Origin of the sequence: uncultured Marivirga sp. (assembly GCF_963974845.1) — a bacterium.
Taxonomy (GTDB): domain Bacteria; phylum Bacteroidota; class Bacteroidia; order Cytophagales; family Cyclobacteriaceae; genus Marivirga; species Marivirga harenae.
The window spans coordinates 65,732-88,960 of the sequence record NZ_CAXBEQ010000007.1 but is presented as its reverse complement, the minus strand read 5'-3'; the positions used below and the strand labels follow the sequence as shown (position 1 = coordinate 88,960).

General features: G+C 36.5%; 21 protein-coding genes. 11 read left to right on the top strand and 10 right to left on the bottom strand.

The window, feature by feature from the left end:
* Window positions 1-111: 111 nt before the first annotated feature.
* The 5 genes from AAC601_RS15260 to AAC601_RS15240 form a co-directional block, all read right to left on the bottom strand.
* Window positions 112-1,242 (bottom strand): DNA polymerase III subunit delta, encoded by a 1,131-nt coding sequence (locus tag AAC601_RS15260; RefSeq protein WP_303270428.1) that lies wholly within the window; start codon window positions 1,240-1,242, stop codon window positions 112-114.
* A 12-nt stretch (window positions 1,243-1,254) separates the two neighbouring features.
* A complete protein-coding gene (gene tatC / locus AAC601_RS15255) occupies window positions 1,255-2,097 on the bottom strand; it encodes a twin-arginine translocase subunit TatC (RefSeq protein ID WP_340153726.1) in 843 nt (280 codons plus the stop codon).
* A gap of 3 nt (window positions 2,098-2,100) precedes the next feature.
* On the bottom strand, window positions 2,101-3,372 hold the full coding sequence (glyA, locus tag AAC601_RS15250; RefSeq protein ID WP_340153725.1) for a serine hydroxymethyltransferase: 1,272 nt from the start codon (window positions 3,370-3,372) through the stop codon (window positions 2,101-2,103).
* Between the two features lie 186 nt (window positions 3,373-3,558).
* Window positions 3,559-4,095 carry an NUMOD4 domain-containing protein gene (locus tag AAC601_RS15245; RefSeq protein ID WP_303270425.1) on the bottom strand — a complete coding sequence of 179 codons (537 nt, stop codon included), beginning with the start codon at window positions 4,093-4,095 and terminating at the stop codon, window positions 3,559-3,561.
* A gap of 88 nt (window positions 4,096-4,183) precedes the next feature.
* The gene (locus AAC601_RS15240; protein ID WP_340153724.1) at window positions 4,184-5,461 is read right to left on the bottom strand and encodes a replication-associated recombination protein A; all 1,278 of its coding nucleotides are present in this window, start codon (window positions 5,459-5,461) and stop codon (window positions 4,184-4,186) included.
* A 54-nt stretch (window positions 5,462-5,515) separates the two neighbouring features.
* On the opposite strand from AAC601_RS15240, the gene AAC601_RS15235 reads away from it, so the two are divergent.
* From AAC601_RS15235 to rsgA, 4 genes are all read left to right on the top strand, one after another.
* Window positions 5,516-6,421, top strand: coding sequence for a DMT family transporter (locus AAC601_RS15235; protein ID WP_340153723.1), 906 nt, complete (start codon window positions 5,516-5,518; stop codon window positions 6,419-6,421).
* Window positions 6,402-6,881, top strand: a complete 480-nt coding sequence (locus AAC601_RS15230) for a DUF4199 domain-containing protein (protein WP_303270423.1) — start codon at window positions 6,402-6,404, stop codon at window positions 6,879-6,881. Before AAC601_RS15235 ends, AAC601_RS15230 begins: the two co-directional genes overlap by 20 nt.
* Before the next feature lie 63 nt (window positions 6,882-6,944).
* Window positions 6,945-8,195, top strand: coding sequence for a glycosyltransferase N-terminal domain-containing protein (locus AAC601_RS15225; RefSeq protein WP_340153722.1), 1,251 nt, complete (start codon window positions 6,945-6,947; stop codon window positions 8,193-8,195).
* On the top strand, window positions 8,192-9,109 hold the full coding sequence (gene rsgA / locus AAC601_RS15220; protein WP_340153721.1) for a ribosome small subunit-dependent GTPase A: 918 nt from the start codon (window positions 8,192-8,194) through the stop codon (window positions 9,107-9,109). Before AAC601_RS15225 ends, rsgA begins: the two co-directional genes overlap by 4 nt.
* A gap of 160 nt (window positions 9,110-9,269) precedes the next feature.
* Here rsgA and AAC601_RS15215 read toward each other — a convergent pair whose 3' ends face one another.
* The 3 genes from AAC601_RS15215 to egtB form a co-directional block, all read right to left on the bottom strand.
* On the bottom strand, window positions 9,270-9,770 hold the full coding sequence (locus AAC601_RS15215; protein ID WP_340153720.1) for a DUF1648 domain-containing protein: 501 nt from the start codon (window positions 9,768-9,770) through the stop codon (window positions 9,270-9,272).
* 120 nt (window positions 9,771-9,890) lie between these two features.
* Window positions 9,891-10,853, bottom strand: a complete 963-nt coding sequence (locus AAC601_RS15210) for an L-histidine N(alpha)-methyltransferase (protein ID WP_340153719.1) — start codon at window positions 10,851-10,853, stop codon at window positions 9,891-9,893.
* Entirely contained in the window at window positions 10,850-12,007 is a 1,158-nt protein-coding gene (egtB, locus tag AAC601_RS15205) for an ergothioneine biosynthesis protein EgtB (protein WP_340153718.1), read from the bottom strand. Before egtB ends, AAC601_RS15210 begins: the two co-directional genes overlap by 4 nt.
* Window positions 12,008-12,256: 249 nt before the next feature.
* Between egtB and AAC601_RS15200 the strand changes: the two genes are divergently transcribed.
* From AAC601_RS15200 to AAC601_RS15190, 3 genes are all read left to right on the top strand, one after another.
* Complete coding sequence (locus AAC601_RS15200) at window positions 12,257-13,054, top strand: hypothetical protein (protein ID WP_340153717.1); 798 nt, start codon at window positions 12,257-12,259, stop codon at window positions 13,052-13,054.
* A 67-nt stretch (window positions 13,055-13,121) separates the two neighbouring features.
* Window positions 13,122-13,631: a hypothetical protein gene (locus AAC601_RS15195; protein ID WP_340153716.1), complete on the top strand. Its 510-nt coding sequence runs from the start codon at window positions 13,122-13,124 to the stop codon at window positions 13,629-13,631.
* Between the two features lie 16 nt (window positions 13,632-13,647).
* Complete coding sequence (locus tag AAC601_RS15190) at window positions 13,648-14,466, top strand: hypothetical protein (RefSeq protein WP_340153715.1); 819 nt, start codon at window positions 13,648-13,650, stop codon at window positions 14,464-14,466.
* Here the strand turns inward: AAC601_RS15190 and ggt are convergent.
* Window positions 14,463-16,139, bottom strand: coding sequence for a gamma-glutamyltransferase (ggt, locus tag AAC601_RS15185; RefSeq protein WP_340153714.1), 1,677 nt, complete (start codon window positions 16,137-16,139; stop codon window positions 14,463-14,465). The genes AAC601_RS15190 and ggt overlap by 4 nt on opposite strands.
* Before the next feature lie 232 nt (window positions 16,140-16,371).
* On the opposite strand from ggt, the gene AAC601_RS15180 reads away from it, so the two are divergent.
* From AAC601_RS15180 to AAC601_RS15165, 4 genes are all read left to right on the top strand, one after another.
* Window positions 16,372-18,399 carry a hypothetical protein gene (locus AAC601_RS15180; protein WP_340153713.1) on the top strand — a complete coding sequence of 676 codons (2,028 nt, stop codon included), beginning with the start codon at window positions 16,372-16,374 and terminating at the stop codon, window positions 18,397-18,399.
* 61 nt (window positions 18,400-18,460) lie between these two features.
* Window positions 18,461-19,381, top strand: a complete 921-nt coding sequence (locus tag AAC601_RS15175) for a hypothetical protein (protein ID WP_340153712.1) — start codon at window positions 18,461-18,463, stop codon at window positions 19,379-19,381.
* 139 nt (window positions 19,382-19,520) lie between these two features.
* Window positions 19,521-20,522 carry an NAD(P)/FAD-dependent oxidoreductase gene (locus AAC601_RS15170; RefSeq protein ID WP_340153711.1) on the top strand — a complete coding sequence of 334 codons (1,002 nt, stop codon included), beginning with the start codon at window positions 19,521-19,523 and terminating at the stop codon, window positions 20,520-20,522.
* A 48-nt stretch (window positions 20,523-20,570) separates the two neighbouring features.
* The gene (locus AAC601_RS15165) at window positions 20,571-20,897 is read left to right on the top strand and encodes a 2Fe-2S iron-sulfur cluster-binding protein (protein WP_303270411.1); all 327 of its coding nucleotides are present in this window, start codon (window positions 20,571-20,573) and stop codon (window positions 20,895-20,897) included.
* Between the two features lie 114 nt (window positions 20,898-21,011).
* Here AAC601_RS15165 and AAC601_RS15160 read toward each other — a convergent pair whose 3' ends face one another.
* Entirely contained in the window at window positions 21,012-23,093 is a 2,082-nt protein-coding gene (locus AAC601_RS15160; RefSeq protein WP_340153710.1) for a thiamine pyrophosphate-dependent enzyme, read from the bottom strand.
* Window positions 23,094-23,229: the final 136 nt, after the last annotated feature.

Genomic DNA, 23,229 nt, shown 5'->3' with positions numbered 1-23,229 from the left:
CGGGAAATGATCAATGATCAAAATATACCTCAGCCGTCAAAGGCGGAAAACGGGTTTTTGTTGTAAAAAGAGTCAAGTTGAAAATGGAGAGCCTCGCGAAAGCTATGTTTACTATTTCATTCTCAGAATAGCAGAAAGCTGAAGAGAAACATTTAGTAAAGTCATTTTTGCACTGGCATTTCTTTCCAAATAGTATGTGGCCTTATTAAGGATGTCATTCATCTGAGCAATTTTTTCTAAGCTTAAGGTTTTACTGAATTTCATAACAAATTGCTCGTGTTCGTCAGGAACTCTCATCAATTCAGTACTTTGCATTAGTGCTACTAGTGATTCCCTCAAAATATTTTCTGCATGAACAAGCCATTGTTGTTGATTCATTTTACCCCACTTATGAAAGTCTTCTGATCGCCTCACTAGTTTAGTGTAATCGTTAGCCCAACATTCACGCATCCATTGTTCAAATTCTTGTTGTGCATCATCTGAAACGTCATCTATCAATTCTACAGCTTTATGCAAATCACCCTGGGCAATATGAGCTAGTTGCTTTGCTTGATTTTCAGCGACCTCATATTTGGAGACCAGAATACTCTTTACTTCTTCATCAGAATAATTCGGTACATGCACGGCTTGAGTTCTTGAAATGATTGTACCGATTAGTTTTTCTCTATTATTGGACACTAATAAAAATACAGTCTTATCAGAAGGTTCCTCAATAATTTTCAAAAGTGCATTGGCAGCAGAAGGGTGTAAATATTCTGGTAACCAGATCAGCATAATCTTGTATTTTCCTTCAAATGCTTTCAAAGATAAATTTCGGATAATGTTTTTGCTTTCGTCTTTTGCTAAATTCAACTGCCTATTTCCTGTACCAATATGATCAATCCAATTTGATACTGACGCAAAAGGATCTTTCAGGAGAAAAGATCTCCAATACTTCATAAAGTTATTACTCAGTTTAGAGTCATCGCCTTTAATATTGTCGTTAGCTGCAGTTGGAAATGAGAACTGAAAATCGGGATGAATGAATTTCGCATTTTTATGGCAGGAATTGCACTCTCCACAAGCATCATCTTCATTAGGATTTTCGCAATTTAAATAGGTTGCATAAGCCAAAGCCATTGGTAAGTTGGCAGTACCCGGATTTCCCCAAAATAATTGTGCATGGGCAATTTTACCGGTTTTAACACCCTTTATCAGCTGATCTTTTAAATCTGTAAGTCCCGGTATATTGGCAAATAGCATACTATGTGTTTATTAGCTTTCTTCTAATTTCTTTAAATCTGCTTCTTTCTTATCCTTCCTCTTGTGGATAATAGCAGAAATATAAATACTTATCTCATATAAAATCAATAACGGAAAGGAAATCAGCAATTGACTTATAGGATCAGGTGGAGTTATGAAAGCACTAATTACTAAAATAACTACAATAGCAATTTTTCTATACTTTTTCAAAATCTGTGGATTGATAATCCCAGCCTTACTCATAAACAAAATCACCATAGGCAGCTGAAACATTAATCCACATGCTAGTACCAACATGGTTAAAGTAGAAACATAGGAAGTAATATCGAATTCATTCAAAACGGAAGCATCTACTTGATAATTTGCCAAAAAGTTGATAGAAATAGGTGCGACTATATAATATCCGAACAAAACTCCAGACATAAATAGCAAGCTTACAAAAAAAGTAGCGCCTCTGCTTGTCTTCTTTTCATTTTCATATAATGCTGGGCTCACAAATCGCCACATTTCCCAAAAGAAATATGGAAAGGCCACTATAATACCCAATACTATGGAAGATGTGATGTGCATACTGAATTGCCCAGTCATTTTCCTACTTTGAATAATGAATGGTAGCTCTTCTATGCAAAAAGCAGTTGAATTCGCTACAGTTTGCCCCAGATTACAAGCCATTTGGTAAAACCAGAAGTCAGGTCTGGAAGGGCCCAAAATTAAGGTTCCAAAGACAAACTCTTTTGAAGCAAAAGCTATGATAGAAAAAAGTACAACTGCGGATAAGGCCCTAACGATGTGCCATCGAAATGCCTCCAGATGATCTAAAAAGCTCATCTCCGCTTGTGGTTGATCTGCTGGCATAATTTATTTAAACAAAGGAAACTCTACCATCCATTCATTGATTTCACTCTTAACTTGTGCAATTTTTTGCTTGTCTTCATGCTGAGTGATTACTGTATCAATGAAATCCACAATTCTTCCCATATCAGATTCAACTAATCCCCTCGATGTTACTGCAGCAGTTCCTATTCTCATACCGGAAGTAACAAATGGTGATTTATCATCAAAAGGCACCATATTTTTATTGATAGTGATATCTGCTTCACCTAAAACGGCCTCAGCGATTTTACCGGTAATTCCTTTTGAACGTAAATCGATCAGCATTAAATGGTTGTCTGTTCCACCTGATATGATTTTATAATCTCGCTCCATAAACGCTTTAGCCATAACCTCAGCGTTTTTCTTCACTTGGAGAATATAATTGAAATAATCATCGGTCAAACATTGTCCAAATGCAACAGCCTTGGCAGCTATGACGTGCTCTAAAGGTCCTCCTTGCGTACCTGGGAATACACCTGAATCCAATAGTTGAGTCATTTTACGTAATTCACCTTTAGGATTCTTATATCCAAATGGATTGTCAAAATCATCCCGCATCATAATTAAGCCACCTCTTGGCCCTCTTAAAGTTTTATGAGTTGTCGTGGTTACAATATGACAATAGTCCAAAGGATCATCTAAGAGCCCTCTGGCAATTAAACCGCTAGGATGAGATATATCTGCTAACAGGATAGCGCCTACTTCATCGGCAACTTCCCTTAGTTTTTTATAGTTCCATTCGCGGCTATATGCAGAGGCACCGCAAATGATCATTTTCGGCATTTCTTTTTTAGCAGTGGCCTCAACTTTATTCCAGTCAATCAAGCCTGTTTCTTCCTCTACGCCATAAAAAGAAGGCTGATACAATTTACCAGAAAAATTAACTGTCGAGCCATGTGTTAAATGACCACCATGGGATAAGTCAAAACCTAATATTTTATCGCCAGGATTCAGACAAGCTAGCATCACTGCTGCATTTGCTTGAGCACCAGAATGTGGCTGAACATTAGCCCAAGTAGCACCAAATAATTCTTTAACTCTTTCTATTGCCAAATTTTCAACCTCATCTACCACTTCGCATCCACCGTAATATCTTTTACCTGGTAAGCCTTCTGCATATTTATTGGTCAACACGCTGCCCATTGCTTCCATTACTTCGGGCGAAGTGAAATTCTCAGATGCGATCAATTCCACACCGATTTCCTGTCTTTTTTGCTCCTTTTTAATAAGGTCGAATATAATATTGTCTCTTTGCATTTTGTATACCAATTTGGGCTTAAAATTAGCGCAGAATTACGGGATAAACAATTGTATTGCTTGAAGCTTTTGCAATCCAGAGTATAAATTTATGATTAGGATAAAGATATAGCTCGTAAAAGTAAAAAAGCATGCTCCTAATTAAAGTAAGCATGCTTTTTAATTCAAGATGAAATTGATAATTAATTAATCATCAATTGTTACATGTCCCCAATTGTGTCCTTTTCTAATTCTATTCAGTTGTGTATGAGTGATTCCAAACTGTCTGGCGATTTGACTGTATCTCGTCTTCTCGTTTTTCAACATTTTTTTAATCACTCTAACATCAGATTCTGTTAATTTATATCCTGTAACTCTTTTCTTTAAAACTTTTGGATTTTTGTTATTGTGGTCTGCCAGCTCTCTTTCAGAAACCCATTTTAAATTACTAACATGATTATTTGATTTATCGTAATCCAAGTGAGTCACATAAACCTGATTGTCATTATCTTTTGGGATAAATGATTCAGCAACTAGACGGTGTACATAATAGCTTTGCGTAATTCTTTTGTCAAATCGAACCATAATGGCTTGATAGCCATTAACATTGGAGCCCTTGATGATTTTTCCGGTTTCACGTGTAGAATAACTTTTTATCCGACCGTAATTAGAGACTTCATATTTTGCATGCGGTAGATCCACATTGAATTCAATCTCTTTCCACTTTTCCAGTTTTGGATCCATGTGCTTTCTTAGTTATAGTTTGTGCTTAGTTATATCAAAATTAAAGGTAGCTAATTAAATGAATAAAAAAAATACCATAATTCTTAGATTAGTCATAATTGTACTTTTTTCGCCATAGATTTTGTAGCTTTTGTCGAAAATCTTTTTCTCTGGCATTGCCCTGAGGCTCGTAGAGAGTCTTTTTACTAATCTCATCGGGCATAAACTCTTGGAAGGCAAAATTTTCAGGAAAGTCGTGAGAATACTTATATCCGCTACCGTAATTCATGTCTTTCATCAGCTTTGTCGGGGCATTTCGTAAATGCAAAGGCACAGGTAAATCACCAGTTTCTCGAACTAATTGTTTAGCTTTTTTAATGGCCAGGTAGGAAGCGTTGCTTTTCGGAGAACAGGCTAAATAGGTTACACATTGCGCCAAAACAATTTCTGCTTCTGGATACCCAATCATCGTAACGGCTTGAAAAGTGTTAGTAGCAATTAATAGAGCATTTGGGTTGGCTAGTCCAATATCCTCAGAGGCAGAAATCAATAATCTTCTGGCTATAAATTTCACATCTTCCCCTCCTTCGATCATTCTTGCTAGCCAGTAAAGTGCGGCATTTGGGTCACTTCCTCTTATACTTTTGATGAATGCTGATATGATATCGTAGTGTTGCTCACCGGATTTATCATAAATTGCCATTCTATTCTGTGCAATTTCTTTCACTTTGTCGTTAGTAATCTCGATTTGTTCATTCTGACCAAAGGCATCGATTACCAATTCGAATAAGTTCAGAAGTTTTCTTGCATCACCACCTGACAGCTGAATTAGGGCTTCATATTCTTTAATATCAATATTGAGCTCTTTTAATTTTTCATCTTTCCCTAATGCAGTTTTTATTAGCCCTTTTAGATCGTCCAATTCGAGTGCTTTTAAGGTATAAACTTGACATCTAGAAAGGAGAGCTGAATTCACCTCAAAGGAAGGATTTTCTGTAGTGGCACCTATTAAAGTAATCACCCCTTTTTCTACAGCACCCAAAAGAGCATCTTGCTGAGACTTGTTGAAGCGATGAATTTCATCAATAAATAGGATGATTTTTCCCGAACGGGATGCCCGTTGAATCACTTCTCGTACATCCTTTACCCCGGCACTTATTGCACTTAAAGTCTGGAATGGAGCCTTTACTTGATTAGCAATAATATTAGCAATGGTAGTCTTTCCGACTCCTGGAGGTCCCCAGAAGAGCATTGAGGGTACTTTTCCTTGCGCAATTGTTAATCTTAAAACGCCTTTTTCACCCACTAAATGTTGCTGACCAACTAGTTCATCCAATCGTGTAGGTCGCATTCTTTCCGCCAACGGTTTATCTTCTCCAAATATCATAATCCTTCTAACTTAATAATCTGCAATATCCGCATAATCCCTTACTTTTGCCAAATGAATAAGACCTGGCAAATTCACGGAGCACTGGCACTTGTAGGCTTGATCTATGGAGCGAATTACGTTATCGCAAAAGGAGTGATGCCTAATTATATGAGTCCCAATGCTTTTATATTGTTGAGAGCAACGGTGGCCACTGTTCTTTTTTGGATTTATCATGCTCTCACCTCTTCAGAAAAAGTCATCAGAAAAAAAGATTACTGGTTATTTGCTAAGTGTGCAGTTTTTGGGGTGATGGGAAATCAGCTTATTTTCTTCAATGGACTAAGTCTGACCAGTCCTGTGAATGCGAGTATCATCATGACAGCCAATCCGATCATAGTCTTGGCAATTTCCTTTTGGCTGCTGAACGAGAAGATTACCTGGCGCAAAGTCCTAGGGATTCTAATTGGTGCATCAGGAGTGATTATGTTGGTTTTAAATAAAGAAGTTAGTATAGATAACGATGCGTTTTTAGGAGACATTTTTATTTTCCTTAATGCTACTTTTTATGGAATTTATTTGGTAATGGTGAAGCCACTCATGCACAGATATGAACCCATTACGGTGATTAAATGGGTGTTCCTTTTCGGGACGATCATGATTGTGCCCTTTGGAATTGTGCCAATCTTCGATGTGGAATTTCAGACTTTCCCAACAGGAATTTGGTATAGTATCATTTATGTAATAATTGGAACTACGTTTTTGGCTTATCTTTTGAATGCCATGGCTTTGAAGCATGTTAATTCTACCATTGTGGGATATTATATTTATTTACAACCTGTATTTGCTACGCTTATTACTATTCTAATTGGTCAAGAAGTTTTTCGCTGGGAAAAGACATTATTTGCAATGATGATATTTTTTGGAGTATATTTAGTAAGTCAACAAAAGAAAATAAGACATGAAAAAGTACCTGATTGAAATTAAATGGGGATTAATATTTGTGATTATGATGCTTCTCTGGATGTTTTTTGAAAAGGCTATGGGATGGCATGATGAAAATATAGCAGATCATGCTACTTATACCAATTTTGTAGCGATTCCTTCTATTATTGTATACGTATTAGCATTGTTAGAAAAACGTAAAAAGCATTTCAATAATGTAATGACTTGGAAGCAAGGGTTTGTTTCAGGTATGATCATTACGGCCGTGGTTGTGATATTGACACCATTTAGTCAATTGGTTACGCATGAATTAATCACACCTGAATATTTTGAGAACCTAAAAGCTTACGCGATCGAGCAGGGACAGATGACACAAGAAGAAGCAAAAGATTATTTCAATTTGAATAGTTATTTATTACAAAGTGTAGTTGGAGCTTTAATCATGGGTGCCCTAACTTCTGCCCTTGTTGCTATTTTTGTGAGGAGAAAGGGGTGATGAAATTACATTAATATTTTTAAATGGTTCTTTTTAGAGAATATTTACCCTTAATTTTACCTCATGGGTGAATTTTTTTATCGGTTGGGTATTTTGTTTTTAAGTCTGGGGGTAAAACTTCATGCACTTATTAGTAAGAAATCCAAGAAGTTTGTAGAGGGTCGTAAGGATTTATTTTCTGATTTGGAGCAAAGGTTTGAGTCCGTTGAGCAGCCAGTGGTTTGGTTCCATTGTGCATCTTTAGGTGAATTTGAGCAAGGTAGACCTGTCATGGAAGCATTTAAGAAAGATCATCCAAACTTCTTTATCTTGTTGACTTTTTTTTCACCCTCCGGTTATGAGGTTCGAAAGAACTATGAGTTGGCAGATTACATTTGTTACATGCCTTTGGATACTGCTGCAAATGCCAGGCAGTTCGTCAATATCACAAATCCTAAGATGGCATTCATTATAAAATATGAATTCTGGCACTACCATTTAAAAGCATTGTCAGAATCAGATTGCTGGGTATATTCCATTTCAGCTATTTTCCGTTCTAATCAACGGTTTTTTAAATTTTATGGAGGTTTCCATAGAAACATATTGAAGTATTTTGATCATATTTTTGTCCAAAACAAAACTGTAGCGGCACTACTGAAAGGGATTCACATTCATAATGTGACGGTTAGTGGAGACACACGTTTTGATAGGGTGAAGTCTATTACGGATGATGTTAGGCCTGAGGAAATGTTTGTTGAATTCTCTAACGACCATCCTATTTTAATTGGAGGAAGTACCTGGGAGTCTGACATTGAAGTAATTGCACCATTTTTACATCAAAACCCGGAGTGGAAAGCCATTATTGCTCCACATGATATTAGCGAGAGTAATTTGAGAGTACATGAAGAGATATTGGCAATTTCTACTTGTCGTTTAAGTGAAATAGAGTCTGCTTTTAAATCGGAAACAAGAGTTATTCTGATTGATAATATAGGCATGCTGTCATCCCTCTATCAATATGGAAAAATAGCATTCATAGGAGGAGCATTTGGAGATGGATTGCATAATACGTTGGAAGCTGCTTGCTTTGGCTTACCTGTTTTTTTTGGAAACAGAAATTACAGTAAATTTCAAGAAGCAGTGGATTTAATAAAGGCTAAAGCAGCTTTTAAAGTGGCAGATTCACAGGAGTTTTTGTCCCTAATAAAATCAGAGGAAATTAAATTAGAGGAATCCTCTCAAAGAGCATTGGAATATGTTAATAAGAATTTCGGAGCTACTGAGAAGATAATGAAACATATAGGGCCTATCATCCACAAAATGAAGTTATCATGATTAAAGGAAGAGTTTTTAAATCGACTGGAAGTTGGTACACAGTTTTTGCTGACGGTAAATTCTATGAGTGCCGATTGAGGGGTAAACTTCGCTTGGATGATGAGAAAGTGACTAATCCTGTGGCGGTAGGAGATTGGGTAAATATTGCACCTGAAAATGAAAAGGAAGCCATTATAAAAGATGTTTTACCCCGAGAAAATTACCTTATTAGAAAATCAACTAGAAAGAAAAAGCATAGCCACAGATTGGCTTCTAATATTGATCAGGCAGTTTTGGTGGTCACCCTGGCTTTTCCCAGAACGAGTTTAGGATTTATCGACCGTTTTTTAGTGAGTTGCGAGTCGTTTCGAATTCCTGCAGTATTGGTATTTAATAAAGCAGATTTATTGGATGAAGAGGGCTTAGAATATTATGAAGCACTTAAATTCGATTATCAGGAATTGGGATATAAAGTTTTATTGGTATCGGCTGAAGAGAATGTAGGGATAGAAGAATTTAAAGCCTCTTTAGAAGGAAAAACCTCACTTCTTGCAGGTCATTCAGGAGTAGGGAAATCTACCTTGCTGAACTTAATTTCACCATATATAGAACAAAGAATAGGGGAGGTGTCCGAATCAGTTGGAAAAGGAGTGCATACCACTACTTTTGCCGAAATGTTTGAGGCATGGGCAGGAACTTTTGTGATTGATACCCCAGGCATTAAGGAATTGGGCTTATGGGATATTGGCAATGAAGAGCTTAGTCATTACTTTCCTGAAATGAGGCAATATATTGGTGATTGCAAATTTAATAATTGTACTCACACCCATGAGCCAGGTTGTGCTTTTCGAGCTGCGATGGAGGAAGGGAAAATTGCCCCTAGCCGATATGAAAGTTATTTGAGTATTTTAGAGGATGAGGATAGTCACCGATAGTTTAACACTAATAAGGGCGTTTGAAAAATGCTTTTAGACAATAATGATTGCAGCCAAAGGCTGTGATTTACCATCTAGTCTTAGCCTTTCGCTAAGATTTAAAGGTATTTGGGTAATGTCTTAGAGAGCCGCTAAGACCGGTAAAAAAGCTTTCCATCAATCACTTCTTCTTAAATGCTTTAGTTAGAAAGTATAGTGCAGGTATATTAATGATGATAATAAATGTTGGTAAAAACCATTTTCCTAATGTTTCAGAATTTCCTGTTTTAGCATTTATCGTTTCATAAATTATATATGCAAATACAAATCCTATGATTAAATTCAATATCCTGATTAAATTAGAAGCATTTCTGTATTGCCTTTTAGCATTTTCCTCTGTTATTTCAGTAGGGTAATTAAATATGTGCGGATACTTATTTAAGACTGATAAACCAATGAAAAGCATGGTACTTATCAGAGGGAGTAAAAATATAGATTGTTTACCACCATATCTATCAGCTTCTCCTGAGGCATTAAAATGGACCGGGATTTCGCTATTTAGTTCTGAATATGATAAGAAAATATAAAGCCATGTCAGCACTAGAATTGCCAAGTTGGCAATCTCAATCAAATATTCGAAGGTTGTTTTTTGAAGCTTAATTTTGGGTCTGTTGTGCTGCATTTTTTGGTTCAAGAATTATGGGTTTTGACAGTTAAACCTCCTAGTCTTACCGTCTCGCTAAGACTTACAGGACAAGGTCTCAGCGAGACGCTAAGACCAGTGAAGCTTTGACGGGTTTAACTATTTCCTCATCACCACATCGGCAAAATATCTTTTGTCGTCATAAAAATACTTTTCTACATTTAAACCCGCTTCTTTTGCAATATTTTCAATCATATCCTCATCAAATTTTTGGGATACTTCCACATGAATAAGTTCCCAAGCTTTAAAATGGACAGTGGTATTAATGAATTTTAAGTTGACCTCCTGCTCTTTCTGCGAAATTAAGAAACTTTTCGTAGTGCCGGTTTGCGGGTCATAAGATGGATAATGCTTAAATTCCTCTAAATTAAAATTGGCATCCAATTCACTATTTAGTCTTTTTAATAAATTCATATTAAACAGTCGAGTAATACCCTGTGTATCATTGTAGGCATTTCTGATCAGTTCCGGGTCTTTTTTCATGTCAAAACCCATGATAATTCGGTCGCCTTTTCTAAGCTTACTTGATATGTGATTTACAAAAGATTGTGCAGCGGGTAGTTCAAAATTCCCAATATTTCCACCCATAAAAAGAACCACCATTGGATTTTTTCTTTCAGCATTTAATGCATCCAAAGCAGAAAAGTATTCCTTATTAATAGGTTTAATATCTAGATCTGGAATAGACTTTTGCATTCTTTCCTGCAATAGATTAAGTACATTTTGAGAAATGTCGACTGGCTTATAATTGAAATTTGCTTTCTCCGCTACAAAATGTTTCAATAGAATTTCTGTTTTCAAACCGTCTCCCGCGCCAAATTCAATCAAATTAAATCCATCAGCATCAGTTGAAATTATGGAAAGAATTTCATCCTTATATTTCTGAAAAATATCGTACTCACAATTAGTGAGATAATATTCTGGCATATTCATTATTTCCTGAAATAAACGATCTCCTTCAGCGTCATAAAAAAGCCAACTAGGAAGTGATTTTTCTTTTTGTGTGAGACCTTCTTTTACTGCATCTCCTACAGAGAAATTAATTTTTTCGGTTGTTGTCATAAATCTTTTGCTAATCTGATCCCACTGAAATGCCATTGCAAATGCGGATGAAAAAAGTTTCTGTATGTTTTACGTGAGTGATTGATTGAGGTGGCTCGAGAAGAACCGCGCATTACCATTTGGTTAACCATAAATTTTCCATTGTACTCGCCTATGGCACCTTCTGGTTTTTTATAGCCAGGGTATGGAAGATATGCGCTGGCTGTATGTTCCCACCGTTTACCCCAGTCAAATAAGTTAGATGCTGTTTCCCATTCAATTTCTGTAGGTAGCCGCAGTCCTTTCCATTCTGCAAAGGCATAGGCCTCATAAAAGCTGATATGCATCAATGGTGCGGATTTGTCAATAGGTTTTAAGCCAGCAAGTGTGTAATAATACCAGTCCCCTTCAATTTTATGCCAATATAAAGGAGCTGAAATCCCAGTTTCCTCTAACCATGCTCTGGCGTCTGAGTGCCAAAAAGTATGTTTTTCATAGCCTTTATCTTCTATAAATTCAGCATATTCGCCATTAGTCACTAATCGATTACTGATTTTTGCGCCCTCCAAATGCACTTCATGATATTTATGTTCATTATCAAAAGAAAAGCGCTTGCCTTCAAAACCAATTTTATAATTCCCTTTATTGATTTGTACCCAATCCTGCTCCCAATCTTCAGTGAAATATTCCTCAAAGCCTTTGTCATAAACAGGGAATAGAGGGTTGTGACCTAGAATATATTTGATGTCATAAAATAATAATTCCTGATGTTGCTGTTCATGGTTGAAGCCGATCTCTAGAATGTTTTTCATTTCATCCGTAATGATTTGAGAAAGCAATTCCCCAACGGCAATATCTACATATTTCCTGTACTGATAGATTTCTTTTACGGTTGGTCGGGTCATATTACCGCGATTGGGTCGCAACATCCTTTCCCCTGCACTCACATAATAGCTATTGAAAAGGAAGGCGAACTGAGGATGAAATTCTTTATATTCTTTTGAAAATTTCTTCAATAAAAAAGTCTCGAAAAACCAAGTAGTATGAGCTAGATGCCATTTTGGAGGGCTTACATCCTCGGTTGGCTGTGCAACGTAATCCTCTATTTGAAGAGGTTCGCAGATGCCCTCTGTTGTTTTCCTGATTTCTTGGTAGCGATTGAAATAATTTTGCATAGAAACTTTAAACTAATAAATAATGCTTCAAAAACGGAGAAAAAATCAAATTAACGTAGGTAAAACTAGTAAAATGGCGTTTTGAAGACATACTTAGTTAACTGTTAGAAGGAATGAAAGTTTTAGCGAATTCGATAAATCTTAAATCTCATAAAATTTAAAAACTTTTGTAACGTTTAGAATGCAAGATTCCAACTTTTACAAAGAATAGTGTATCTTAGTACAGTACAGAATAAAATTTATGTAATTATGAAAAAGTTATTGAGTCTATTTTTGAGTCTAACAGTAATTTTATGGTCTTGTGATTCTAGCAATGAAAACGACCAAGATCCACAACCTGTAATGCCGCCAGAATATAGTATGGCACCAAACTTTGATGATTTCCAAACGGAAGGAAACCAAAGGAATCAAACAATTGAAAACTGGTTTTACTCAGCAATTAATGTTAGTGTATATTCTGCTTTACTAACAGGTGGTTTGGCTGTTCCAGTAACAGCATTCAAAGCCACAATCACCCAAAATCCTGTTTATGATACAGATGCTGGTGTATGGACTTGGGAAAGTAATTTTTCTGCAAATGCCAATGATTTTGCAATTCGTTTAACAGCCGATGTGGTGAACGGAAATGTGGATTGGAAAGGCTATATTTCTTCCAACTCTAACAATGTAGATGATTTTGTTTGGTTTGAAGGTCAATCTAATGTCGATGGTAATAGCGGAAGTTGGACACTCTACGAAAGTCCACAGAATCCTTCAGCTTGGATCAGCACTGAATGGTCTAGAAATGAAGACAGAACTGTTGCAAACGCTGATTTCACTATAGAAAAAGAAGGTGAATTACTAGGTAGTTATATCAATTACAGTAGAGATGACAATAGTGATTTGAATCGCTCAGTGGAAATTTCCAATACTCAAACGAATGATTTGATAGAAATCTATTGGAACAGTGAGCTGAAATTTGGTCGGGTGAAAAGCGAAAATCACTTTAATGATACGGATTTCCATTGCTGGAATGAAGATTTACAAGATGTATCCTGCGAGGATTAATCTTAAATAGACCAGCCAAAAATCAATAAACTATCAACCTTAATTTATTATTTTGAATAAAATATTAATGAGCTTTCTTTGCCTTTCAATAGGTATGTTTTCTTGTAATGAAATTAAGGATATTGAAAAAGAACCCTATTTACGTTGGGTTGGAGATATCCAATTTGATGAAGAAATTGATAATCCTGATTTTAAATTATGCTATACAGATAATAACGTTCGGCAATATTTCAATTTCAGCAAAGGTGTACAATATAAAGGTGAAAAGCCCGCCATTGATAAGTATTTCCTAGAAAACTATAAACCAACTGAATCTAAGCAGATTGGCTTCTTGCGAATTAGATTTATCGTAAATTGCAAAGGAGAGACTGGAAGGTTCCGTTTGAAGGGTATGGGACAAGATTATCAACCCATGGCTTTTGATAAATCAATCACTGATCAAATTCTCAGTTTGAGCAAGAAAATGGACGGTTGGCTCCCTATCGAAATGGAGGAGATGAACAATACACCCTGGGATTATTACCAATACCTTATTTTTAAAATTGATGGAGGTAATATTATTGAAATAATGCCTTAACCTAGCCCAAAAATCTATGAAGTTATATTTATCTTTCTTCTTTTTAGCCTTCAGTTATAATTCCTTTACTCAGCCTAACTGCAATTACTTTTTAAATGAAGGGGATACATTGAAATATGAAGCTTGCTTGCAAACTGAAAATGCCAAGGGTCACTATCAATTCAGTAAAGAATATCAAATCGCTATGGATAAGGCTATAAAGATAGACCCTACTTTTGCTTATCCTTATAGAGCGAAATCAGTTGCGTACTTAAAAAGTGGTGATTTTATTGAATGGAAAAGACTAATTGATTTAGCGGTAAAATATGATCCTCTTGGAAATTTAGGCTATAGGGCTTCCTGCAGATATCAATTCTTCCGTGATTACGGTGGAACAATTGTAGATATTGAAGAATTACTGAGAATTTCTAATGCAGATATTGGGCATTCAGCTAATGGTAATTATCATTTACAAGTAGTCCGTGCACTTTGCTACAAAGCACTTGGTAGGAAGCAAAAAGCAATCGACCTCATAGAAACTCAATTACAGGCTGAAGGATATGTGATTGGGATTTACGATTATATCCATTTGGGCGTCCTGTATTTAGAAAATGGAGATTTATCCAATGCTAAATTAAATTTTAAAAAGCAGCAAGACTATAATGATTTGGCAGAAAATCATTTTTACATGTCTAAGGTCTTCAAAGCAGAAAACAATCTAAAAAAGGCAAAAATCGAATTGCAAAAAGCCGTAGAACTATATGAAATTGGTTATGTGATGTCAGATCCTTATGTGCATCCGGTAGATAAAATTTTTTGGAGTATGATCAAAGTGGAACAAAAATCCTTGAATTAATAAGAAGCAACTCCGCCATCGGGACTATTGCTATCAGCCGCTCCCTCCATATAGCCCGTTTCAGCATTAAATTTTATTCCCATTAACCGGCCCAAAAAATTACGCATTTGGATTTTATGGCCCATTGCTTCCAGAGCTTTTAATGTTTCAGGTGCCATTTTATATTCTTCATAAATGATTTGATCAGGCAACCACTGATGGTGGATTTTTGGTGCTTCTATAGCTTGAGACATGGGAAAATCGTAAACTGTGGTGGCAAGAATGGTTTGAAAAACAGTGTTGATAATTGTTCTGCCACCAGGACTGCCAATTACTAAAAATGGTATATCATTTTTCATTACTATAAATGGACTCATACTGGATAACATCCGTTTTCCCGGTGCTATAATATTAGCTGGAGTTCCAATCTGTCCACTATTAGTAGTTTTCCCAGGAACGGCATTGAAATCTCCCATTTCATTATTGAATAAAAAGCCTAGTTTAGGAGAGTGCATTTTTACCCCATAGCCTTGCTCTAAGGTAGTAGTTAAAGAAACTGCCATTCCATTTCCATCCATAATTGATAGATGAGTAGTTTCTTGACCTTCAGAAATACGTTGAAGATCATTACTGTCGCTTTTACCAGCTTGCTCAAAATCAATTTCTTTCAATAGTTCATCAGCATAATCTTCGGAAAGTAATTTTTCCAATTCCGGTATATCAATGAAATCTGCATCACCCAAATATTGTGCCCGATCTTTGAATGCTTTGCGCATGATTTCGGCTAACGTATGATAGTATTGAACTGAACCCATTGTAGGGATTTCTTCTAAATGCTCCCACATATTCATCATTTGAGTGACAGCCACACCTCCAGAGCTTGGTAAAGGCATCCCGTACAATTCATAATCGTTAAAGATAGAATGAATAGGGGCACGTTCGATCGCCTCATATTGCTTTAAGTCCTCTAAAGTGACAATACCATCCTGCGATTGGATATATTCGACTATGGTTTCTGCTACTTCTCCTTCATAAAAGGCTGTTTTACCTTCTTTTTGAATCTTTTTTAAAGTTTCCGCCAAAGCAGGTTGCTTCCAGTACTCTCCAAACTCGACAACTTGTCCATCTCTCTCAATAAAACTTTGCATTTCTGGAAATTGGTCAAGATTTTTTGCAAAATATAGGAAATCGTTTGCCAAAGATTTGGGTAACGGAAAGCCGTATTCTGCTAACTGAATGGCACGTTCTAACAGCTTTTCCCAAGGTATTTTACCATACTTTTGATGGGCATCATATAAACCAGCTACAGTTCCTGGTACTCCAATTGCAAGAGCAGAATAATGATTGCTACCGGATTTCAGATTCCCTTTTTCATCTAAGAACATATCTTTAGTTGAGGCCAATGGTGCTTTTTCCCTAAAATCAAAAGTGGTGACATTTCCTTCCCCTGTATGAATGACCATAAATCCACCACCGCCCAAATTTCCTGCAAACGGCCATGTAACTGCTAACGTAAATGCAGTAGCAACAGAGGCGTCCACCGCATTGCCTCCATCTTTTAGAATTTCTATACCAGCTTGAGAGGCGTAGGTAGAAGCACTGGATACCATTCCGTTTTTGCCGTAGTGGTTTTGGGAAACCCCCAAGGATATACTAAGTAATAAAGTAATGAGAAAACTTGAAATACTCTTCATCGACACATTAGTTTAAGTTTGACTTGAAGTTAATCAAATATTTTGACGACTATTATCGATCACAGGCTGAAAAACTATTTGACGATAATCACCTTTTTAATAATTATATGCAAAGCATTTATAGTGATGGTTGTTTTTAAGCGACTCTTAATTGATGTGCCCAATACATTTCACCTAAATTAGGTTTATATTGTGTGTAATTAATGGTGCAACTTTTTGAAAAATGAAATTTATGCGAACTTGCTCTTCTTTATTTATATGTTTCAGCTTCATCTGCTTTTCACTTCAGGCACAAACTTATCAATCGTACTTTCAGGATGCTTCACGAACTTACACGGAAGGGAATTATCCAGAAATGCTCTCCCAGATCAAAAAAGCTCATGATCTGCGGCCAGAACATCAAACCATCAATTATTATTTGGCGATGGCGTATGCACTTAATGATTCAATCGATAATGCTAATTATTGGTTAAGATATGTAATCAATACAGATGCTGAAAATTATGATCCTCAAAGAGTGGATTTCAAGAAATTAGAAAGCACACAAGCATATGGAGAGCTTTTAGCCTATCAAAAAGAAATGATGGAACCTATTATTTCCTCTGATTCTGCCTTCGTGATCCCTATCTCAAATCTCCACATTGAAGACGTTGCCTACAATCCATACCAAAATAGTTATCTTCTAAGTAGTATCAATAAGCGCAATATTTACTCCTATAAAGATGGGGATTTAGTAACATTTTTTAAAAATAATTTCTCCTATGCCATCACAGGAATGGTGGTTCAGGACAGTTTATTTTGGTTTACAGGAGCAGGATTTACACAAGCTGGCTTAAGCGAAAGCTCAGCTCATTTTGAGCAATCTAAGCTGTATAAAGCTGATTTGAGAAGTGGAAAGTTGTTGGATAGTATTTCCATTGATGATAATCAAAAGCATATTTTCGGAGACGTGATTTTAACCGAAAATGACCAATTATTGGTTTCTGACAGCAAAACCAATACAGTTTACAGACTTAAAGATGATAAACTGGAAAGCTGGATTAGTTCAGAATATATCTTGTCGCTTCAAGGGGTAGTGCAGATTGGGAGTAAAGTGTTTTTAGCTGACTATAGTCAAGGACTATTCGTTTTCGATTCAGCTACTAGAAGAATTCAGAAAATGAAATCCCTACCTGATTTGTCTTTGAAAGGAATTGATGGTCTTTATGCTCACGAAGGAAACCTCCTAGCGATTCAAAATGGCGTGACACCACATCGAGTCATTTTATTGCAACTGAATACAGACAGAGTTGAAATAGAGGATTTTGAGTATTTGGAAAAAAACCATCCTGCTATGGGCGAGCCAACTTTGGGCTTTATTGATGGGAATCATTTGATATATGTAGCTACAAGTTTTTGGGGTTTAAATGAGAATGGAGTTATTCAAAATGAGGATGGCAATCTTCCGGTAATTCTGAAATTACCATTACCTATTGAGAATTCAAATGCCCTATCGGTATTAGATTATGTCAAGATTTTGAATGGAAAGGAAAAAGAAGCCTTTCATTTTTACGAGAATAACTGGGCTGAATTTCGTAGATATGCTTTGGGTAAAGGGGTTATCTCGGGTTTTAGAATGATGAAGTCTAAAAGTCAAGAATATGACATTATATTAGAAACTCGATATGCAAATAAAAGCCAGTTAGATGAAATTGAAAAACATTTTAATGATTGGCTCGGTGAAAATCCTGATGGTGATTTTTTGAATGACTTAAAACCTAATGAATTTCGAGAGAATGTGAAAAATGAAACAGTCGAGAACTATACAAATTTAGCTTCGGAAGAATTTCAAAATCAAGATTGTGAATCTGAAAACCATCGAGCTTTTGATTTTTGGTTAGGCAATTGGGAAGTATATAATAAAAATGGCGATCACATCGGGACAAATATCATTCATATTATCCAAAATGCTTGCGGAATTCAAGAAAACTGGAATTCCAAGAGGGGAGGAGCAGGAACAAGCTATAATTTTTATAATAACAAGACCGGAATGTGGCATCAAAGTTGGATCTCCAATACTGGAAACGCTTTGTTGCTTAATGGTAATGTTGAAGATGGACAAATGATTATGCAATCTGAAGAGCTAAATGGGAAAATTGATCAAATAAAGTGGGTCCCGCAAAAAGATGGAAGCGTTTTCCAAATTTGGGAAATCTCTACGGACCAAGGAAAAAGCTGGAGTGAGGCTTTTTGGGGCAAATATGTTAAAAATATTAATTAGTTTTCAGGGAAGATCGGAGTAGATTTATATTTTGTTCTTGATCCATTGTAAATAGAAATTGATGAAATATCTATTATTAATTTTTCTCGCTCTCAATTTTAAGCTCTACGCTCAGCAGCAGCCAGACATGGATTTCCCCATTTCTATTGAAAACCCTAAATATGGTGTAGATAAGACTGCTTTGATCGGAATTGATGCCTCACATCATAATCTGCACCAGCTTAAAACCAATTTCGCCCCTTTTGCTAAATTGATGTGCGCAGACGGTTATAATCCCATTTCCATAGAGGAAATCACTAAACAGTCACTTGATCCTTTGAATATCTTTGTGATCTCCAATGCCTTGCACAGTACTAATGTCGGTAATTGGAGCCGTCCCATTGCTAATGCGTTTTCTGAAAATGAAATAGATATGCTGGAATCTTGGGTGGAAAATGGCGGTAGTTTGCTTGTGATCGCAGACCATATGCCGTTTGCTGGAGCGGCAAATGAACTTGCTGAAAAGTTCGGATTTTCATATGAAGACGGCTTCGTTATGAAATCGGGAAGAAGCAGTTGGCCTCCTGAAACGTATTCTAAGAAAGCAGCTAATCTATTTGAAACACCTATTACTAAAGGTATTGATTCCATAGCAGCATTTACGGGTTCAGCCTTAATGGCACCTTCAGACGCAATAGTTATTGCTAAGTTTCCGACAACCCACCGCCTTTTAATTCCGGATGTGGCCTGGCAATTTGACGAAAGTACAGTTGTAAAGCCCACGGAAAAAGTAGTAATGGGAGCAATATTGAAATACGGAAAGGGGAAAGTGGCCTTTTTTACCGAAGCGGCTATGTTTACCGCTCAAATAGTTCAGGACGAGATTAAAGTAGGTTTCAATTCTCCTACAGCCCCTCAAAATGTTCAATTCGTTTTAAATACGATTCATTGGTTAGATAGTGGGTTGATAGTAGATAGAACTGATTATTCCGTAAAAGACTGACTACCGACTTTAATCTTTTTTTTTAAGTATCGAGTAATCCCCATTTTTAGATATTTTCCAATATAGTTAGTAAAACAACTATTTTTATACGAACTTTGTCAGCGAATTGAAGTTATACTTATAATAACTTATTAAAACAATGATACAAACTGACATTTGCATTATCGGAGCTGGACCAGTAGGTCAATTTGCAGTATTTGAAGCAGGATTATTGAAGTTGCGATGCCATTTAGTGGATGCGCTTCCACAAGTGGGAGGACAACTTTCTGAAATTTATCCGCAAAAACCAATTTATGATATTCCGGGATATCCGACTATCAAAGCACAAGAATTGGTGGATAATTTGACTGAGCAAATAAAGCCATTCAATCCGACCTATACTTTAGGTGAAAGATTAGATAAGGTAGAAAAAACTGCTACTGGTTTTAATTTAAGAACTTCGGATGGTACCGAAATAGAATGTAAAGTAGTTGTGATTGCTGGTGGATTAGGCTGTTTCGAACCTCGTAAGCCACCTATGAAAGAAATTGCTGACTTTGAGGGTAAAGGAGTTTCCTATATGGTGAAGGATCCTGAGCAGTTCAGAGATAAAAACGTGATATTGGCCGGTGGAGGTGATTCTGCATTGGATTGGACGATTGAACTTTCTAAAATCGCTAAGAAAATTACCTTGGTACATAGAAATGAGACTTTCCGTGGAGCACCAGATTCAGCTGATAAAGTATTTGAATTAGCCAAAGAAGGAAAAATCAACTTATTGTTGAAAAGTAATTTAGCTTCTCTGTCAGGAAATGGTAAATTAAATTCAGTAAAAGTTACAGGAGCTGATAAATCTGAAATAGAGTTGGACGCTGATTATTTAATTCCTTTGTTTGGCTTGAGTCCTAAATTGGGACCAATTGCCGATTGGGGATTAAGTATTCACAAAAATCAAATAGAGGTAAATACTACTGATTATTCAACTAATGTGCCTGGGATTTATGCGATAGGTGATATCAATACATATCCAGGTAAACTGAAATTGATTTTATGTGGTTTTCATGAAGCAGCATTGATGGCACAATCAGCTTTTAAACACATTTATCCTGAAAAGCATCTTAGTTTTAAATATACTACTGTAAACGGTATCGAATCTTTCTAATTACTTTATATTTGCGATTTGAAAAGTGAAATCTGCAAGCAATAAGTTATGAATGATATAAAAATAAAAGTACAAGATTATTCAGGTGATGTCCAAGAATTGGAGGCTCCAACCGATATGGGCTTGAGCCTTATGGAATTCTTAAAAGCAAATGAGTATCCAGTTTTGGCTACTTGTGGGGGAATGGCACTATGTGCTACTTGTCATGTGAAAGTGGAAGAAGGTTTTGACAGTTTAAATGAACCGGGGGATCAGGAAATGGATCAGCTGGATATATTACCTAATGCAGAGCACAATAGTCGATTAGCTTGCCAGATGAGATTGCATCCTGATATGGATGGGATGATGGTTCGCCTTGCTGCTGATGAAGAATAAAAAAGTTAAAATTTCTTAGAAAGTAAAAGAGCACTCTCATTATTGCGAGTGCTCTTTTTTGTTCCAGTAAGTTAAGCGATTCTAAACACTTTCATTTTTGTGCTTCCTAGTCTATCAATAGCCTAAAAGATCCTCGATCTGCTTCTCAACTTTCTCAGCATTTGGCAACATCGCTTTCTCCCATTCAACATTAAGTCCTATGGCAGGTAGATTTAAAGCTCCATAGGAGCGAACTGGTGCATCTAAATACTCGAAACATTCTTGGTTAAGTCTACCGGATAATGATTCCGCAAATGAATTCATCAGAGGCTCTTCCGTCAGCACCAATGCTCTGCCATGTTTCTCTGTTCTTTCTTTTACTAATCCCCAATCCAAAGGATTTAATGTTCTCAAATCGATGATCTCAACTTGGCCTTTAAATTTTTTAGAAGCTGCTTTTGCCCAATAAATCCCCATTCCGTAAGTAATAATGGTCATGCTTTCTCCATTATCAATTTTCTCTTGGTCTGCCTCTTGCTCAATTCTTGCTTTCCCTAATGGAATAATATAATCTTCATCCGGCTCATGATTTTTAGCACCATCTGTTCCTGGTACTTTAGACCAATACAAGCCTTTATGCTCCAACATTATTACTGGATTTGGATCATAGAAAGCAGCCTTCATTAGTCCTTTCATATCTGCTGCATTGGAGGGATAAACTACTTTTATTCCTCGGATAGTCAACAAAGTTGACTCAATTGAACCAGAGTGATAAGGACCACCACCTCCGTATGCTCCTATAGGTACCCTAATTAAAGATTGAATTGGAAATTTACCGTTTGACAAATAGCAGGACTTAGAAAGTTCTTCAACCAGTTGATTCATACCTGGCCAGATGTAATCGGCAAATTGAATTTCAACAATTGGTTTTGCTCCGACCGTTGACATACCAGCAGTGCTCCCAATAATATAAGCTTCTTGAATAGGCGTATTGAAAACACGCCCATCGCCATATTTCTTAGCTAAGTTAGCGGCCTCTCTGAAAACACCTCCTAGCGTACCTCCAACATCTTGTCCATAGAAAAGTGCTTCCGGATTATTTTGTAAAATATCGTCAACAGCATGCAATGCGGCATCTACCATTACGGATTTCTCAGCGCCTTTTGGCTTTCTTTGTCCTTTTTCTTCCGTTATAGGGGTTTCTGCAAATTCATGTAATTCTACTTCACTGGCATCAACATCTTCAGCATCCAAAGCTTTTTGGTATGCTTCATTGGCAGTCTTTATGGCTTCCTTTTCTAGTTTCTTTAACTCCTCTTCTGAGAAATCATGTTTTAACAGGAATTGATGAAACTTTGGGATCGGGTCTCCCATTGAGTGAAGCTCTAGATCGTCTTCACTTCTGTACCATTCTTTTCTTACCCCTGAGGTATGATGACCTAAAAGTGGACAATTAGCATGTAGCAAAACAGGACCCTTACGATTTCTAACATGCTTTATAGCATCTCCCATTTTATTATAAGAATCTTCAAAATCAGTTCCATTGGCTTGCATTCTTTTCAAACCTTTAAATCCTGCTGCGTATTCATAAGCATCCATTGCACGCATTTCCTTTCCTGTAGCAGAAATTCCCCAGTCATTATCTTGTATCAAGTAAATGATCGGTAGATTTTTCAATACAGCCATTTGGAATGCTTCTGCCACTTCTCCTTCAGTAACAGACCCGTCACCAAGTGAACATACTACGACAGGTTTTTCTCCTTCACTTCCTAATCCATGCTCTTCTTTAAATATTAATCCATGAGCCATTCCTGTTGCAGGAATCACCTGCATGCCTGTTGCAGAACTTTGGTGCGGAATGGTCGGCATTCCTTCTCTTTTTAAGGAAGGGTGATTGTAGTATGAACGACCCCCAGAGAAAGGGTCATCTTTTTTAGCCATTAATTGGAGCATTAGTTCGTAAGGCTCCATACCAATTCCTAATAATATACTTTCATCTCGATAATAAGGCGCTAAATAATCGATGGGCTTTAATTGCATAGAAGCGGCCAACTGTATAGCTTCATGCCCGCGAGAAGTACTATGCACATATTTTGAGGCAATGGCTTTATTTTCATCGTAAATTTCAGCCATTCTTTTGGCAGTATGCATTAAGCGATATGCCTTTTCTAAAATTTCGTTTGATATATTGGTTTTCTTAGCCGTCTTAACACTCATACTCTAAATCTATTTTCGTTTCCTGAAGTCAAAAATACGGAATTCTTTGTTTTTCCTACCGATTGTTAGGCAGTTATTTTGATATACGGTTGTCATTTGATTTTAGGTACTATTTTTCCAAGCTATTTCCATTTTA

What these genes read in the sequence shown, in the direction of transcription:
- AAC601_RS15260 (WP_303270428.1), bottom strand. Translation starts at nt 1,242, where the DNA reads ATGCTATTTGCCAATATACCGGGACTTACAGATTTAAAAGATCAGCTG.
- tatC (WP_340153726.1), bottom strand. Translation starts at nt 2,097, where the DNA reads ATGCCAGCAGATCAACCACAAGCGGAGATGAGCTTTTTAGATCATCTG.
- glyA (WP_340153725.1), bottom strand. Translation starts at nt 3,372, where the DNA reads ATGCAAAGAGACAATATTATATTCGACCTTATTAAAAAGGAGCAAAAA.
- AAC601_RS15245 (WP_303270425.1), bottom strand. Translation starts at nt 4,095, where the DNA reads ATGGATCCAAAACTGGAAAAGTGGAAAGAGATTGAATTCAATGTGGAT.
- AAC601_RS15240 (WP_340153724.1), bottom strand. Translation starts at nt 5,461, where the DNA reads ATGATATTTGGAGAAGATAAACCGTTGGCGGAAAGAATGCGACCTACA.
- AAC601_RS15235 (WP_340153723.1), top strand. Translation starts at nt 5,516, where the DNA reads ATGAATAAGACCTGGCAAATTCACGGAGCACTGGCACTTGTAGGCTTG.
- AAC601_RS15230 (WP_303270423.1), top strand. Translation starts at nt 6,402, where the DNA reads ATGAAAAAGTACCTGATTGAAATTAAATGGGGATTAATATTTGTGATT.
- AAC601_RS15225 (WP_340153722.1), top strand. Translation starts at nt 6,945, where the DNA reads ATGGGTGAATTTTTTTATCGGTTGGGTATTTTGTTTTTAAGTCTGGGG.
- rsgA (WP_340153721.1), top strand. Translation starts at nt 8,192, where the DNA reads ATGATTAAAGGAAGAGTTTTTAAATCGACTGGAAGTTGGTACACAGTT.
- AAC601_RS15215 (WP_340153720.1), bottom strand. Translation starts at nt 9,770, where the DNA reads ATGCAGCACAACAGACCCAAAATTAAGCTTCAAAAAACAACCTTCGAA.
- AAC601_RS15210 (WP_340153719.1), bottom strand. Translation starts at nt 10,853, where the DNA reads ATGACAACAACCGAAAAAATTAATTTCTCTGTAGGAGATGCAGTAAAA.
- egtB (WP_340153718.1), bottom strand. Translation starts at nt 12,007, where the DNA reads ATGCAAAATTATTTCAATCGCTACCAAGAAATCAGGAAAACAACAGAG.
- AAC601_RS15200 (WP_340153717.1), top strand. Translation starts at nt 12,257, where the DNA reads ATGAAAAAGTTATTGAGTCTATTTTTGAGTCTAACAGTAATTTTATGG.
- AAC601_RS15195 (WP_340153716.1), top strand. Translation starts at nt 13,122, where the DNA reads ATGAGCTTTCTTTGCCTTTCAATAGGTATGTTTTCTTGTAATGAAATT.
- AAC601_RS15190 (WP_340153715.1), top strand. Translation starts at nt 13,648, where the DNA reads ATGAAGTTATATTTATCTTTCTTCTTTTTAGCCTTCAGTTATAATTCC.
- ggt (WP_340153714.1), bottom strand. Translation starts at nt 16,139, where the DNA reads ATGAAGAGTATTTCAAGTTTTCTCATTACTTTATTACTTAGTATATCC.
- AAC601_RS15180 (WP_340153713.1), top strand. Translation starts at nt 16,372, where the DNA reads ATGCGAACTTGCTCTTCTTTATTTATATGTTTCAGCTTCATCTGCTTT.
- AAC601_RS15175 (WP_340153712.1), top strand. Translation starts at nt 18,461, where the DNA reads ATGAAATATCTATTATTAATTTTTCTCGCTCTCAATTTTAAGCTCTAC.
- AAC601_RS15170 (WP_340153711.1), top strand. Translation starts at nt 19,521, where the DNA reads ATGATACAAACTGACATTTGCATTATCGGAGCTGGACCAGTAGGTCAA.
- AAC601_RS15165 (WP_303270411.1), top strand. Translation starts at nt 20,571, where the DNA reads ATGAATGATATAAAAATAAAAGTACAAGATTATTCAGGTGATGTCCAA.
- AAC601_RS15160 (WP_340153710.1), bottom strand. Translation starts at nt 23,093, where the DNA reads ATGAGTGTTAAGACGGCTAAGAAAACCAATATATCAAACGAAATTTTA.